Source organism: Paraburkholderia sp. SSBN10T (genome assembly GCF_056619545.1).
In genome coordinates this window covers 72,919-87,242 of the sequence record NZ_JBWQQI010000011.1, presented here as the reverse complement: position 1 = coordinate 87,242, position 14,324 = coordinate 72,919, and the positions used below count along the sequence as shown (strand labels likewise).

Annotated in this window: 11 protein-coding genes and 1 pseudogene; 2 read left to right on the top strand and 10 right to left on the bottom strand. The window is 62.6% G+C overall.

All coding sequences use genetic code 11. The annotated features are described in order from the left end of the window. Window positions 1-54 precede the first annotated feature (54 nt). From AC1ECK_RS18350 to AC1ECK_RS18335, 4 genes are all read right to left on the bottom strand, one after another. Entirely contained in the window at window positions 55-1,023 is a 969-nt protein-coding gene (locus AC1ECK_RS18350) for a sugar-binding transcriptional regulator (RefSeq protein ID WP_480321384.1), read from the bottom strand. 72 nt (window positions 1,024-1,095) lie between these two features. Beyond that, window positions 1,096-1,956 carry a carbohydrate ABC transporter permease gene (locus AC1ECK_RS18345; RefSeq protein ID WP_480321542.1) on the bottom strand — a complete coding sequence of 287 codons (861 nt, stop codon included), beginning with the start codon at window positions 1,954-1,956 and terminating at the stop codon, window positions 1,096-1,098. A 20-nt stretch (window positions 1,957-1,976) separates the two neighbouring features. Next, on the bottom strand, window positions 1,977-2,915 hold the full coding sequence (locus tag AC1ECK_RS18340; protein WP_480321383.1) for a carbohydrate ABC transporter permease: 939 nt from the start codon (window positions 2,913-2,915) through the stop codon (window positions 1,977-1,979). 69 nt (window positions 2,916-2,984) lie between these two features. Further along, a complete protein-coding gene (locus tag AC1ECK_RS18335) occupies window positions 2,985-4,334 on the bottom strand; it encodes an ABC transporter substrate-binding protein (RefSeq protein ID WP_480321382.1) in 1,350 nt (449 codons plus the stop codon). 325 nt (window positions 4,335-4,659) lie between these two features. On the opposite strand from AC1ECK_RS18335, the gene AC1ECK_RS18330 reads away from it, so the two are divergent. After that, complete coding sequence (locus tag AC1ECK_RS18330; RefSeq protein ID WP_480321540.1) at window positions 4,660-5,784, top strand: ABC transporter ATP-binding protein; 1,125 nt, start codon at window positions 4,660-4,662, stop codon at window positions 5,782-5,784. A gap of 147 nt (window positions 5,785-5,931) precedes the next feature. On the opposite strand, the gene AC1ECK_RS18325 is transcribed toward AC1ECK_RS18330, so the two are convergent. From AC1ECK_RS18325 to AC1ECK_RS18305, 5 genes are all read right to left on the bottom strand, one after another. After that, entirely contained in the window at window positions 5,932-6,297 is a 366-nt protein-coding gene (locus AC1ECK_RS18325; RefSeq protein ID WP_480321381.1) for an RcnB family protein, read from the bottom strand. Between the two features lie 208 nt (window positions 6,298-6,505). Next, window positions 6,506-7,618: an acetoin dehydrogenase dihydrolipoyllysine-residue acetyltransferase subunit gene (locus AC1ECK_RS18320; protein WP_480321380.1), complete on the bottom strand. Its 1,113-nt coding sequence runs from the start codon at window positions 7,616-7,618 to the stop codon at window positions 6,506-6,508. Between the two features lie 3 nt (window positions 7,619-7,621). Continuing rightward, window positions 7,622-8,626: an alpha-ketoacid dehydrogenase subunit beta gene (locus AC1ECK_RS18315; RefSeq protein ID WP_480321379.1), complete on the bottom strand. Its 1,005-nt coding sequence runs from the start codon at window positions 8,624-8,626 to the stop codon at window positions 7,622-7,624. Between the two features lie 57 nt (window positions 8,627-8,683). Further along, window positions 8,684-9,667, bottom strand: coding sequence for a thiamine pyrophosphate-dependent dehydrogenase E1 component subunit alpha (locus AC1ECK_RS18310; protein WP_480321378.1), 984 nt, complete (start codon window positions 9,665-9,667; stop codon window positions 8,684-8,686). 93 nt (window positions 9,668-9,760) lie between these two features. After that, window positions 9,761-10,849, bottom strand: coding sequence for an ATP-NAD kinase family protein (locus AC1ECK_RS18305; RefSeq protein WP_480321377.1), 1,089 nt, complete (start codon window positions 10,847-10,849; stop codon window positions 9,761-9,763). Between the two features lie 429 nt (window positions 10,850-11,278). On the opposite strand from AC1ECK_RS18305, the pseudogene AC1ECK_RS18300 reads away from it, so the two are divergent. Then, window positions 11,279-13,216, top strand: a pseudogene (locus tag AC1ECK_RS18300) (sigma-54-dependent Fis family transcriptional regulator). A 76-nt stretch (window positions 13,217-13,292) separates the two neighbouring features. Here AC1ECK_RS18300 and AC1ECK_RS18295 read toward each other — a convergent pair. Continuing rightward, the gene (locus AC1ECK_RS18295; RefSeq protein ID WP_480321376.1) at window positions 13,293-14,315 is read right to left on the bottom strand and encodes a hypothetical protein; all 1,023 of its coding nucleotides are present in this window, start codon (window positions 14,313-14,315) and stop codon (window positions 13,293-13,295) included. Window positions 14,316-14,324: the final 9 nt, after the last annotated feature.

The following is a 14,324-nucleotide window of genomic DNA, read 5'->3' as shown; positions in this document are numbered from 1 at the left end:
GGCCGGCCTCGCGGCCGCCGTCTACTGCCAGGCTTTCGCCGTTAATCGTGCTCGTCAGGGTTCGTCGCAGAGACGGCGAGCAGTCTCTTCGTCGGTTACCAGCACCGACGGATAGCGTCCGCGTAGTGCGGCTCGCGTCACTGCGAACTTCTTCGCACCGCCGCTCACCAGAATCACTCGCTGGATCTTGCGCAGATCGTCGAGCGAAATAGCGACCGTCCGGCGGTTCAGCGGATGGTCGAGCGCCTCGCCATCGGCGTCCATGAAGTGGCCTAGCATGTCGCCTACCGCCCCCGCCTTCTGCAGCGCCCTCACCTGCTCGGGATCGTTGATGCCATAGGTCACCACCAGCGACTCCGTCAGGTCGCCGCAGGTGAGCAAAACCAGATCCGACCGGCGCGCGCGTTCGTAAGTCTCGCGTACGGCATCTTCGTTTAGGAGAACGTCGCGCACCGCCTGGCTGCTCACATAGATCGGCGCAGGAAACAGAAAGCCGTCCGCCTGGCACAAGTTCGCAAAGTCGGACACGATATCGAACGTGTTGATGCTCGGGCAATGCGAGAGGCCGCCTTGCAACGACACTGCCGAAAGCGCGCCATAAGCGCGCTGCGGTAAGGCTCGCAGCACGGCGCGGATCGTGCGCCCCCACCCCAGTCCGATGGTTTGCCCCGTCTCGAGCTGCCCCGCCAGGTAGTTCGCCGCGCCGATGCCGAGCGCGGCCATGTTGGCCTCCGTATCGGCGCCCGATGGCACCACGACCGCGGCTTCGAGCCCGAAACGCCTGACCAGCATCTCTTCGAGCGCCACACAAGGTGCGAGACGGCTATTGATGGTGATCTGCACCATCCCCGATTCGCGGCCCGCGGCGAGCAGCCGGTTCACCCGCACCCGATTGCTGCCAAGCAGTTGCGCAATCTCCTGTTGCGTAAGATTGCCGACGTAGTAATGCCACGCAACGCGCGCCTGCAACTCCTCTTCGATATCAACAGACGATTCGGTCAGCGACGTCAATGCGGGTGGCATGGATTTAGTCATAAGCATGATGAGTTTGATTGGCACAACCGGATAGTAATTCACCGCTCCTGGCGCCGCGCATCATTTCACCGCGCCCATCGTGAGCCCCTGGACCAGCCGGCCCGATACCGCCAGAGCGAAGACCACCATCGGCAACACGATCAGCGTGCCCGTGGCCATGATTTCGCCCCACGGCAACTCGTAGCCGCTCATGTAGCTGGTTGCGGCAACCGGTGACGTGATGGCGTCGGTACGGGTGAGCACCAGTGCGTAAAGCAGATCGTTCCATGAAAAGATGAAGGCGAAAATCGCGGATACGACGATGCCCGGCATCGCCAGCGGCAAGTTGATTCTCCAGAACACGCGCCACGCAGAAGCTCCGTCCAGACGCGCCGCTTCGTCGAGTTCGACGGGAATATTGCGGAACTGATCGGTACAGATCCATACGACGATCGGCAGCGAGAACGTCAGATAGAGCAGGATCAGTACGATATGCGTATCGACCAGGTCGAGCTTCGTCGCAATCAGGAAGAACGGCACGGCCAGCACCACGGGGCTCACCATGCGGTTCGAGATGAACCAGAACCACAGGTCCTCCTTGCCGCGAAATTCGAAGCGCGCGAGCGCGTAAGCCGCCGGTGTGCCGAGCAGGATCGACAGAAACGTCGTGCTGCTCGCCACGATCAGCGAGTTCAACAGGCTTTGTGCGACGTCGTGCTCGAATAGCGCGTCGATGTAGTGGGAGAGTGTCGGCTTGAACAACCAGACCGGCGGCATCGCAAGTGCGTCGGCCTGGCTCTTCAGGCTGGTCGTCACCATCCAGTAGAACGGAAACACCGACGTGAGAAACACGATCAGCAAGCCGATTGCGTGCCACACCGTCGCGCGCCGCCGCGCATGCTTCGCACGGCGCGCACGCGGCGAGAGCGGCAAAGATGGCATGCTGGTATCCGTTGATGTGCTCACACGGCCTCCCGATAGACAAAACGAATATAGAGCCGCGACAGCACGATCGTCAGGATCAGCAGCAGGACCGCCTGGGCCGACGCCATGCCCTGATCGAAGAGACGGAACGCGATGCGCTGAATATAGATGCTGATGAATTCGGTCGCCGTGCCGGGACCGCCGCGCGTCATCGTAAATACGGCGTCGAACATCTTGAGCATATCGGCGGAACGCAGAATCAGGATCGCGGTGAGCCCCGGCAACAGGTAGGGACGCTGCAGATGCCAGAGGATTTTGCTCCACTTCGGTGTCTCGAGCCTGGCGGCTTCTTCGGCTTCTTTCGGCACCATTGCAAGACCCGCGAGCAGGATCAGCGCGCAGAACGGCGTCCATTGCCAGATATCCATGATCATCACGGAGACGACGGCGAGCGTGGGATCGGCTAGCCAGTCGAGCGGCGCGATACCGAGGAAACCCAGCAAGTAATTGACCACGCCGAACTGGCGGTTGAAGATCAGGCGTCCGATCAGGCCGACCACCGCGTAGGTGGTCGCCATCGGAATCACCAGGCCGACGCGTGCCGCCACCCGCAGCCACGGCAGTGCCGTACGGTGCAACATCAATGCCGCAAATAACCCCAACGCAATTTCGATCGGCAAGGTCAGGCACAGGAACAACACCGTACGGCCGAGCGCGCCCCAGAAAGACGGATCGGAGAGCGTGGCAACGTAGTTGTCGAAACCGACAAACGGCGTTCCCGCTTCGACATCCGCGAGCTTGTACAGGTGAAACGAGTTGTAAAGCGCGAGCAGCAGCGGGTAGATGCCGATGATCGCCAGCGCCGCGACAGCGGGAAACAGGAACCAGAACGCGGGCGAGCGCGGCATCAAGCGAAAGCGCGCAGGCTGGCGCGGCCGCGCGGCGCCGCTCACTGGTGGTAGCGTGGTCTTCAGCATCGATCGTCTCCGCGGGTTGGCTTGCTGCGGCGGGCGAGACGCACATCTTGCGCCTCGCCCGCGCCGGCCTCACTTCAGCAAGGGCTTCTTGCCGTCGTAATAGCCCGCTTTCTGCAGGATTGCTTCCGTCTTGGTGCCGATGGTTTGCGCGCCGTCCTTCACCGAGACCTGTCCAAGCATGATCTTGCTGCCCCACTCGCCAATGACTTCAGACACCGCCGGCCATTCCGGGAAGCGCGGCCGATAGTCGGGCACGCCGCCCTGCCACGATTCCACCATCGGCTTCACAAACGGATACTTGTTTTGCACCGCCGGGTCCTTGTAGACAGCCATGCGGCCACTCACACCGCCCGCCTCCAGATACGGTTTCGCCATTTCCTCCGAAGTGATCCACTGGATGAAGAGCCACGCCGCAGCCTGTTTCTTCGCATTCGACTTGGCATTCACAGCCAGCGAAAAGCCGCCAAGCGCGGGCTTGAGTCCCGCGGGCCCCTTGGGTTCGGTCGTGATGGCAAGACAGTTGCCGATCTTCGACTTGCTCGGATCGGTCAGCGTCGGGTAGAACGCCGACCACTCGGTGATCATGGCGACCTGCCCTTGGGCAAGCGCATTTACCGCCTCGGCGTGGTCATAGTCGACGATGCCCGGCGGCATGTACTTCATGAGCTTCTGCCGATATTCGAATCCGGACTGCGATTGTGGCGACATCAAGTTCGACTTGAATTTCGCATCGAGCAGCGAGCCGCCGTTGGGCCACAGCATGCGCATAAAGCTATCCGCCGATTGCGTTTCGCCGCGGCGCGACTGCAACGCGAACGCAAACTGGTTTTTATCGGGCTTGGTGAGCTTCGGCGCGTAGACGTTGAGCAACTCGTCCCAGGTCTTCGGCGGTTCGTCAAAACCCGCGTCCTTCAACATGCACTTGTTGTAGAACATCAAGCCCGAATAGTTATCGAACGGAAGACCGTAGGTCGTCTTGTCCCACGTGCCGAACGAGTCGAGCAGGATCGGAAAAAACCCCGCCAGGTTGAGATTCGGGTCGGCCAGTTTGGGGTTGTCAGTGAAGGTCTTGATGGGAACCAGCCACTTGTTGCTCGCAAACTCGCCGATCCACACCACGTCTACCAGCACGACGTCCTGATCGCCGCCACCCACGAAGTTGAGCACCTCCTTTTCACGGGTGTTCTCGTAGGGAACCACCTCCGTGTGCACCTTGATGCCGGTCTCTTTCTCGAACTGCGGAATCAGCTTCGACGCTGCCTTGTAGCCGGGCCGGTCGAGAAAAATGGCGTTGATGGTGGTGCCCGAATACGGCGCGGCGGCCTCCTTCAGCGTCCACGCGGATGCGCTGGATATGGATAGAAACGATGCTGTGACGCCCAGCAATGCGAACGCCGCCTGCACGTAGTGCTTCTTCATGCCTGTCTCCTGAGTAGTTCTTTTTAAAGGGGCCCAAAGCGGGCGAGGCCGGCCAGTTCGTTCAGGCGTGCAGGGGGTCCGACCCATGCTCTCATCCTTGCGCGCCCTGCTTCGTGTTTCTCCCGTTTTCCACCGGGTTCGTTTCACTTGTAATTTCGCATTTACAATTGTATATTTGGACCCGAACTGGTTGTCAAGAACAAATTCGACAAGAGGCGCATGCTGCGTTGCAGGGCGAATACGCGCACAATCCCGCTATCTTGCTCACGCCGAACCAAGGCGCACGCATCAGCAGCAACCATCTTGCATGGGACTGGAGACAAGCATGAGTGCAGTTCAGTTGCAGCAGATCCGCAAGACATTTGCCGGAACGGAAGTGTTGAAGAGTATCGACATCTCCGTGACCGATCGTGAATTCATGGTGTTCGTCGGACCTTCCGGCTGCGGCAAATCCACGCTGCTTCGCACCATTGCCGGCCTGGAGCGCTGCGACTCTGGGCAAGTCCTGATTGGCGCCGAAGACGTCACCGAGCTCGAACCGTCGCAACGGGGCGTGGCCATGGTGTTCCAGTCCTATGCGCTGTATCCGCATATGTCGGTCTACGAGAACATTGCGTTCGGACTGCGTATGATCAAGCTGCCTGAAGCCCAGATCAAGGAACGCGTGCAGCGCGCGGCGCAGATCCTGCAGATCGAGCAACTGCTCGATCGAAAACCTCGTGCGCTATCCGGCGGGCAGCGCCAACGCGTTGCGATTGGTCGGTCGATCGTGCGCGAGCCCAAAGTGTTTCTCTTCGACGAACCCTTGTCCAATCTCGATGCCGCATTGCGCGTGCAGATGCGGCTCGAATTGATCAAGCTGCATAAGCAGCTCAACGCAACCATGATTTACGTCACGCACGATCAAACGGAAGCCATGACCATGGCGGATCGGATCGTCGTGTTGAACAGCGGCAAGGTTGAACAGATCGGCTCGCCGCTCGAGCTTTACAGGACGCCGAAGAATCGCTTCGTCGCCGGGTTCATCGGGTCGCCGAAGATGAACTTCCTCGCGGTGAAGGTGCAACGTGCCGACGAGGCAGGCGTAACGATCGGCCTGCCCGGCGGCCCGCCCATCACGTTGCCGTTCATCGCGGAGGGTGTGCAAGCGGGCGATGCGTTGACCCTCGGGATTCGTCCGGAGCATCTGTCCGAGACTGCGGCGAGCGATTTGCAGGGCAAGCTGTCCGGCAAGGTGATGGTGATCGAGCATCTGGGCGGCGAAACCTTGCTGCATGTGAATCTGGATGACGGCACACTGATCCAGATTAAAGGTTCCGGGGAGTCGACAACGTCCGATGGGCAATCTGTCGATGCCAGTTTCGCGCTGCGCCACGTCCATCTGTTCCGCGAAAATGGCGAGGCATTGCCGCGTTTGCGGACGGTGATGCGAACTGCAGCAACGGCCTGAGCGAGAGAGGTTTGGCGAACGCGGCGCCGCGGGATATTGCAGTGCCGTCGCCCCCAACAGCGTGCGACAGCACTGCAGTCCTCAGAAGGAAGAATGGTTTGTCAGCACGAGCGCCAACCGGTTTCGGTTCGCCCGGCGAGTATCCGGTTAGTGCCCGGCAAGCAGAACGCTGGCAATGACACCCGTAGCGACGGCAGCCAGTACATAGTCCCCGTTCACGCCTACCCACTGATATCCGCGCGGCGGCGCTTGCAGGCCGTGCTCGTGCCAGTTGTCGACCACGTAATTGCGATCCCGGTACTCGGCGGGAAGCCGTTCACCCTTGTGCCAGTCGTTGTGGGGAACAGGACCGCCCGGACCGCCCAACGATGCGTCGCGCGGCGCCGGCCCGCGGCCATGTCCATGCGGGCGCATGCCACCGCCGTGATCATCATTGTGCTGCTGTGCGATAGCGGAAATGGACGTACCCAGTAGCGATACGATCAGGAACGGTACGACAAGTCTCGACTTCATGGTTTTGCCTCACAGAGAATGACCGGATGAAGGTCGGGTATTTCAGCTCCATATGTGCCGAAGCGCCTGCTGCGTGTCGACCGGGCGGCTATGCGAATTGGATCGCCCATCGACGCCCGGTCCCGGCGCCGGCAAATGATGTCACAAGAAGGCTAGTTGGTTCAAATCCTTCCTCGCGCAACTCCGCAAGCACTTGCGGCATCCACACTCAAGCCCCGAAGAAATCGTCAAGCAGCCGATTCACCTCCGATGCGGCCTCCATCTGCACCATATGACCTTTGCCTTCGATCACATGCACACGAACACCCTGAGGCAAGCCTTGCGCGTGGCTCGCAGGGATGATCTGGTCCTGCGCGCCCCAGATCACCAGCGTGCGCGGCGCCAGATCAGCCAGCCGGTCACGGTAGAGCCGGCGCTGCACGTTGCCGTCGAATGCAGAGGACGCAATCTTCTGCAAGGTTTCGTTCACGCCTTCGAGCCGTTTATATTTGACAATGTCCTCGATCAACTGGCGCGTCACCAGTGAGGGATCCGCGAAGAGCTTCGTCAGATGCGGTTTCAGCGTATTGCGGCTGCTACCGGCCACAAAGCCTTCGATATAGTCGCGATTGATCTCCTCGCCAAGACCGGCGCCCGCGATCAACGACAATGAAGCGACCCGCTGCGGCGCCTGTTCCGCCACGGTCAGTGCGACCAGACTCCCCATCGAATGGCCGACGAGGTGCGCCCGCTCGATGCCGCGAGCGTCGAGAAACGCGATGACGCTCGCGGCCAGTTCCTCGGCATCGCCCGTCTCGACGGCCTTGCCGGACTCGCCGTGTCCGGGCAAATCGAGCGCCCATACCGCACGATGCGCGGCGAGACCGGCGTGATTGAAGAGCCAGTTGTTCAGGTCGCCGCCGAAACCGTGGATCAGCACGGCGGGCGTGCCGCCCTCGCCGAGCTTCAGATACCGTACGGTACGACCGCCGATCTGTGCCTTCTCGGGTTGCGGACCCGCGTCGGCGGCGTCGGCGCTTGGCGGGACGAAATCGCGCTGGAATGCTGCCACCGCCTGATCGATCTCCGCATCCGGCGTTTGCGCGTCGGCCACCACGCCGAGCAGCGCACCGATCGGCAGTGTGTCGCCCTCTTGCGCGATCTGCCTGCGCAAGGTCCCTTCGAAGGCGCATTCGACGCCGGACGCGATCTTGTCCGATTCGACGTCGAGCACTTCATCGCCTTTGCCGACCGTCTCGCCCACCGCCTTGAGCCACCCGTTGACCTGCCCCTGCTCCATCGAGAGACCCCACTTGGGCATCGTAATCATGTGAATCGGCATTGCTCAGCTCCTCGCTTTCAGAACGGCTGCGGCGATTTTCTCGGCCGACGGGATGTACAGGTCTTCCAGTACTCCTGCAAATGGCGCGGGTGTGTGCGGCGCGGTGACGAGCTCGATCGGCGCCTTCAGCGAGTGAAACGCGCGTTGCGCAACGAGCGCGGCGATATCCGTTGCAATCGAGCAGCGCGGGTTCGCCTCATCGACCACCACGACGCGCCCGGTCCGTTCCGCACTCTCGAGGATCGTCTCTTCGTCGAGCGGCGAGGTGGTGCGCAAGTCGATCACCTCGACCTGGATACCGTCTCTCGCGAGTTTTTCCGCGGCGTCGTTCGCGTAGTGCACCATCCGTCCATAGGTCACGATGGTGGCGTCGTCGCCTTCACGAAGCACATTCGCTTCGCCGAACGGAATCGCATACGACTCTTCCGGCACATCGCCTTCGCGGCTGTACAGCAATTTGTGCTCGCAGAAAATCACCGGGTCGTTGTCGCGGATCGACTGGATCAGCAGACCCTTGGCATCGTACGGCGTCGACGGACACACCACCTTCAGCCCGGGAATATGGGTAAACAGCGAGGTCAGCATCTGCGAATGCTGGGCCGCGGCGCGCAGGCCCGCCCCCTGCATCGCGCGGATCACCACCGGCGTGACCGCCTTGCCGCCGAACATATAGCGAAACTTGGCGGCCTGATTGAAGATCTGGTCGAAGCACACGCCCATGAAGTCGATGAACATCAGTTCCGCCACCGGACGCATCCCGCACGCAGCCGCCCCCACCGCCGCGCCGATATAACCGCCTTCCGAGAGCGGCGTATCGAGCACGCGCCCCGGATACTTGTGAAACAGCCCCTTGGTGACGCCGAGCACGCCGCCCCACGCGTCCTGCTCGCCGGGTGAGCCTGCGCCGCCCGCGTTGTCCTCACCCATCACGATGACGCTCTCGTCGCGCGCCATCTCCTGACTCAGTGCTTCGTTGATCGCCTGAGAAAATGTGATCTTCCGTGCCATGTCTGTCTCCAGTCCCATGCAAGAGGGTTGCCAAATCAGTCAGGTCTGCTGAGCGCGTTACGGGTAAGACACGTAGACGTCGGTCAGCAGGTCCTCGGCAGTCGGAAGCGGCGCCGCCTTGGCCTCGCTCACCGCATCGTCGATCAACTGCTTGACCTTCGCATCGATGCCGCGCAACTCGCTGGCGGCGAGCATTTCCGCGCGCACCACGCGTTCCTCGAAACGCTTCAGGCAATCCTTCTCGTCACGCAGTTTCTGCACTTCGCCAGGTGCGCGATAGGTTTGGGCATCGCCTTCGAAATGACCGAAATAGCGCGAGAATTTCACTTCGACGAGCGTGGGGCCGCCGCCATTGCGCGCCCGTTCAATCGCTTCGCCCAGCGCCTCGTGCACCGCGAAGAAATCGAAGCCGTCGACGATTACGCCCGGCATCCCGAAGCCGCTCGCACGATCGGCAATGTTGTCGGTCGCCACCGACCACGTCGATGAGGTCGCCTCGGCATAGCCGTTGTTCTCGGCTACGAAGATCGCCGGCAGGCGCCACACCGAAGCGAGATTCATCGATTCGAAGATCACGCCCTGATTCGAGGCGCCATCGCCGAAAAAGCACACGCCGACGCCACCGGTCTTCTTGTACTTGGCGGCCAGCGCCGCGCCGCAGATCAGCGGCCCGCCCGCGCCCACAATCCCGTTCGCGCCGAGCATTCCCTTCGACAGATCGGCAATGTGCATCGAGCCGCCCTTGCCGTGACACACGCCCGTCCTACGGCCATAGATCTCGGCCATCATGCCGCGCACGTCGACGCCTTTGGCAATGCAGTGACCGTGACCGCGGTGGGTGGTGGCGACATAGTCCGCGACATTCAGATGCATCATCGTGCCCACCGCCGACGCCTCTTCGCCGGCATACAGGTGTACGAACCCGGGAATTTCGCCGGTGGCGAACTCAACGTGCAGACGCTCCTCGAACTCGCGGATCGTGCGCATCATCCGGTACGCCTCCAGCAGCTTTTCCTTGCTCAACTGACTCGAAACCGACATGGTGTGTCTCCTTGGAATGAATCAAATGCACTGCCTGCTTCACTGAACGTCACGCAACGGCTCGGCGCCGGGGCTGACGTCGACTCATCACTGCTATCCGCTGTGGCTTGCGGCCGCGCGCATCACAGCACAAGCCGCGTGTGCCGCCTCGCGCATGAGCTGATGCGAGACGGCATAGCGCAACGTGCGCTCGACATCCACCGTGAGCGGCCCGCCCCAGTCGAGCGAGATTTCATACCGGTCGTCGCGCTCGAGTTCGATCTCACGTTCACCGTCGAAGGCGAGCGTGCCGTGCTCGGTATCGAGGGGCGTCCATATGCCGACCTCGAAGCGTTCGCAGGTGCGCATCGTCACCTGCTCGACGCGCCCGGGCGCGATCGGCACAACGAGCGGCACACCGGCTTCGCCGTTGCGTGCAAAGCACAGATGCAAGCCGTGCGAGGCGCTGCGCTCCACCGGCGCCCACGCACCGCCGATCGACGACAAGCCGATGCCGTCGGGCGCCGCAAACGTCAAAAAGAGCGTTTCGATATCTGCCGGCTCGGACACCGCCCGGGCGCCGATGAAGCGTTGCCGGCTGACACACACGTCGACGAGCGCAATCTCCTCGCGGCCGCGATTGGGCCCGGCCACGCAGCGAACCACGAGACGTTTGTTGCGCCTCAGCGCAACCTCGGCTGGCACGGCGCCGCATGCGACCAGCGCGCCCGCGAGGCCCGCGACCGTCGCCTCGCGCAGATCGGGAAAGGCGTTGTTGGTGCCGGTGGAAAGCGTCAGCAACGGCACGTCGCCGCAATGCGCGGCCACTGCACGGTGCGTGCCGTCGCCCCCCAACACGGCAATCAGGCCGACTTCCGCGCGCACCATCGCGGCAACCCCGGCATGGGTATCGGCCACGCTGTCGGTAATCGGCTGGTCCACGAACTCGACCTCGGGCCAGCGCTGCGGCTCGACGAGCGCCGCGTGGGTGTCGAGCGCGCGCAGCAGCAGCGCCGCGACGCCGGTCCGGTCACGCAGCGTCAGCACACGGTCGACGCCGAGCGCGCCGAGACCCGCGAGCAGGCGCACGACCATGTTCGCTTTCTCTGAAGTCGGGAATACCGACGCGTGACTGGTGAGACGGCGAATGTCGCGCCCCGATGCGGGGTTCGCGATCACGCCGACGGTAAGGGCCGCTGGCACTGTCCTGTCTCCGATCCCATGCAAGAGGGTTGTTGTCGATTCTGTTGTAGAGCACGGACGAGCGTCGTGCTTCTTTATGAGCGAGACACTGCAAAGGCTGTGCCAAAACGCTTAGACGAGCACCCAAGGCGGCGAAAACTGCCTGTTTAAAGGGGTTTCAGCCTGCAAGCGGTCACTCGTCCCGCAAGATGAGGCACATCGCATAACCCGTGAGGTGTCTCAAGTACGCGCCGTTCGAGTCTCAACAGTCCCTGCAGGAAGCCCGCAAAGTCCCATGGCATAGGCCTCTGCGCCCAAGCATCGCAGTCTCGACGGCAACTGAGACAAACGTCTCACGAGTCTCACATGCTGCATTGCAGTGTGATTGCGCAGAGCAGATGTGCTACAAAAACAGCCTGCATACACCGCGTGATGCGACCGGAGCAGGCCATGCCCTATGTCTCTCAAAGCCAGCACATCGAGCGGGTGCGCGGCGCCATCGAAGGACGGTTGCCCGCACCAGCCGGTTCGCCGCGTCTGGTGTCGTCATGGCAGCGCTCATTCGAGCAATATCGGCTTGACCCCGGTTCCGTGATCGGGCCGCGCGTACTCACCTCTGCCGAACTGCGCGAAGTGCAAAGCAAGGAAGAGGCTTTCCTGCGAGCCTCGGGCCAGTGCCTGTCACGTCTGCACGAGATGATTCGCGTGGCCGACTATTGCGTGATGCTGACCGACGCGCACGGCGTCACGATCGACTACCGGATCGACCGCGATCGCCGCAGCGACTTCAAACATGCGGGGCTGTACATCGGCTCGTGCTGGTCGGAGCGCGAGGAAGGCACCTGCGGCGTGGCGAATGTATTGACCGACCGGGCGCCGATCACCGTCCACAAGACCGATCATTTTCGTGCGGCTTTCACCACGCTGACCTGCAGCGCGGCGCCCATCTTTGCGCCGAGCGGCGAGATGATCGGCGTGCTCGACGCCTCGGCGGTGCAGTCGCCGGATAACCGCGACAGCCAGCGTCTCGTGTTTCAGTTGGTGCGGCAAAGCGCAGCGCTCATCGAAGACGGTTATTTCCTCAACCAGACGACGCAGCACTGGATTCTGTTCGGCCATGCGAGCCGCAACTTCGTCGAAGCGCAACCGGAAGTGCTGATCGCCTTCGACGAATGCGGCAATGTGGCAGCAGCGAACCGGAAGGCACACGAATACATTCCCGGGCTCAACGCGCCGCGCCACATCGACGAAGTGTTCGATACGTCTGCCGTGCATCTGCACGACGTCGCGCGCACCGACGCGATTGTCGGACTGCGTCTGCGCGGCACCGGCGCGATACTGTATGCGCGAATCCGCGCGCCGCTCAGACGTGCGACGCTCGGCAGCGCTGCGGCGAACGCTGCGCGCGACACTCACGCGGACAGCCACCTCGGCGCCCTCGGCCGCTTCCTGCATAGCGCGGACCCGCGTATCGCGCACAACGCTCAGGTTGCCTTGCGCGTCGCGGGCAAGCGGCTACCCATCCTGATCCTCGGGGAAACCGGTGTCGGCAAGGAAGTATTCGCGCGCGCCGTGTACGATTCGGGCGTACGGCGCAGCCGCCCGTTCGTCGCGGTGAATTGCGGGGCGATCCCCGAATCGCTGATCGAAAGCGAACTGTTCGGCTATGCGCCGGGCGCGTTCACCGGCGCGCGCAGCCGCGGCGCACGCGGCAAGATTGCGCTTGCGCACACCGGCACGCTGTTTCTCGATGAGATCGGCGACATGCCGCTCAATCTGCAAACGCGTCTGTTGCGTGTGCTCGCCGAAGGCGAAGTGGTTCCGCTCGGCGGCGATGCACCGGTCCGGGTGGATCTCGACGTCATCTGCGCAACCCACCGCGACCTCGCACAGATGGTCGGCGAAGGCGTATTCCGCGAGGACCTCTACTACCGGTTAAGCGGCGCGACGCTGCAGATGCCGCCGCTGCGCGAGCGCGCGGACATCCGCGATGTGATCGATGCGGTGTTCGACGAGGAAGCGCAAACGGCGGGCCATGTGCTCACGCTCGATGCGCAGCTCGCGGCGCGTCTGTGCGAATTCGCGTGGCCCGGCAACATCCGCCAGTTGCGTAATGTATTGCGCTATGCGTGCGCGGTGTGCGATTAGACCCGCGTCGAACTACGACACGTGTCGCCGGATATCGGCGCACTGCTGATGCCCGGCAGCAAGGGCGGCGCGGCGCTGTATGGCGAGAGCGGGACGCGCGACGAACGCCTGCGCATCGTCGAAGCACTGACACGTCACCAGTGGCGGCCGAACGCGGCAGCCGTTGCGCTTGGTATCTCGCGCGCGACCCTGTACCGGCGCATGGCCAGGCTGGGCATTGTCGGTCCGCATCGTATCTGATCTGAACGCTGCACGGCGCTGATCGCCTCGCGTGCCACCACGGATGCCCGGATGTCGGGCAAGACCTCGCGCAAGCTTACTTGTTGCGGCTGCCTCGTACCCAGGTGCGCAGCGTGCCCGCAGAGATTCCGAAATGCTCAGCGACACGCTTTTGCGTCGCAAGCTCCGCGGACGGCGGGTGCGCAGATGCGTCGATAGCGCGCTCCTTGCCGCCCGGAATCAGATGGGCAGGCAAGATCTCCTTGCGGAAGAAGTCATTCGAGCGCGCTTGCGGTGCAATCGTCTCGTCCGGATCGAATGCGAACGACTGCTTGCCGGGGTCGTAAGGCGCCTTGTCATAGATGCTCTGCAGGCATCCCTCGCATACTTGCGCCGTCGGCGCGAAATAGGCAATCCCGTCGACATCGGGACGCGTGTCGGCCCAGCGCAGCGCCTGCTGCTCCGCGTGCTGGTCCGTGCTCTCATCGAGCTTGCCACGATGGAACCGCGGGTACTGGCCACCGGTTGCGTCGCCAGACATCGTGACCACCTGGAGACCGCTCACGATGGCCCCCAGGGCCGGATCGCCGGAAAGCATCGCGGCCGCATCGCCGCTTGCCGCGATACCGATCTCATACGAACCGCCGCCCTCTCCCTTTTTCCTGAAGACGAAGGCCAGAAGCGTCGTTGAACGGTTGCGTTCTCCCAGTTCATCCCGCAATGCTTCACGGATGTTGTCAGCCCGGGTGCGTGCTGCTTCGAATTGGGGCTTGTCTTTCTCAGGCACCTGAACCAGCGCCTTGGACCCGACATCCGCTGGACCTTGCCGTTCACGGAGGGCTCGCGGGTCCTTCTGTTCCGTCATCGGCGGCGTTGCTTCGTCCGGCTTTGCACGGAAGGTTGCGCTGTTCCAGCGCGCTTGCATCAGCGTCGCGACGGGCATGCTGCTATCGAGCGGCGCGTGTGGTGTCGACAAGTCACTGGCGGCGCTAGGTGCGCCAATGAGCGAGCGCTCCGGGGCGCGTTGACTCGGCAAATCTCCGGGCGATTGGCCCGGCAGCGATTCGCCGGTGGTGAACCGGCCGCCATCGGGCAGGCCGCCGCGAATTCTCCCGGACATGGCGTGTTT

Bases quoted from the DNA above. Each gene is read 5' to 3' on its own strand.
- AC1ECK_RS18295 (WP_480321376.1), bottom strand. From the start codon at position 14,315: ATGTCCGGGAGAATTCGCGGCGGCCTGCCCGATGGCGGCCGGTTCACC.
- AC1ECK_RS18320 (WP_480321380.1), bottom strand. From the start codon at position 7,618: ATGCCGATTCACATGATTACGATGCCCAAGTGGGGTCTCTCGATGGAG.
- AC1ECK_RS18345 (WP_480321542.1), bottom strand. From the start codon at position 1,956: ATGCCATCTTTGCCGCTCTCGCCGCGTGCGCGCCGTGCGAAGCATGCG.
- AC1ECK_RS18330 (WP_480321540.1), top strand. From the start codon at position 4,660: ATGAGTGCAGTTCAGTTGCAGCAGATCCGCAAGACATTTGCCGGAACG.
- AC1ECK_RS18350 (WP_480321384.1), bottom strand. From the start codon at position 1,023: ATGCCACCCGCATTGACGTCGCTGACCGAATCGTCTGTTGATATCGAA.
- AC1ECK_RS18340 (WP_480321383.1), bottom strand. From the start codon at position 2,915: ATGCTGAAGACCACGCTACCACCAGTGAGCGGCGCCGCGCGGCCGCGC.
- AC1ECK_RS18310 (WP_480321378.1), bottom strand. From the start codon at position 9,667: ATGTCGGTTTCGAGTCAGTTGAGCAAGGAAAAGCTGCTGGAGGCGTAC.
- AC1ECK_RS18315 (WP_480321379.1), bottom strand. From the start codon at position 8,626: ATGGCACGGAAGATCACATTTTCTCAGGCGATCAACGAAGCACTGAGT.
- AC1ECK_RS18335 (WP_480321382.1), bottom strand. From the start codon at position 4,334: ATGAAGAAGCACTACGTGCAGGCGGCGTTCGCATTGCTGGGCGTCACA.
- AC1ECK_RS18325 (WP_480321381.1), bottom strand. From the start codon at position 6,297: ATGAAGTCGAGACTTGTCGTACCGTTCCTGATCGTATCGCTACTGGGT.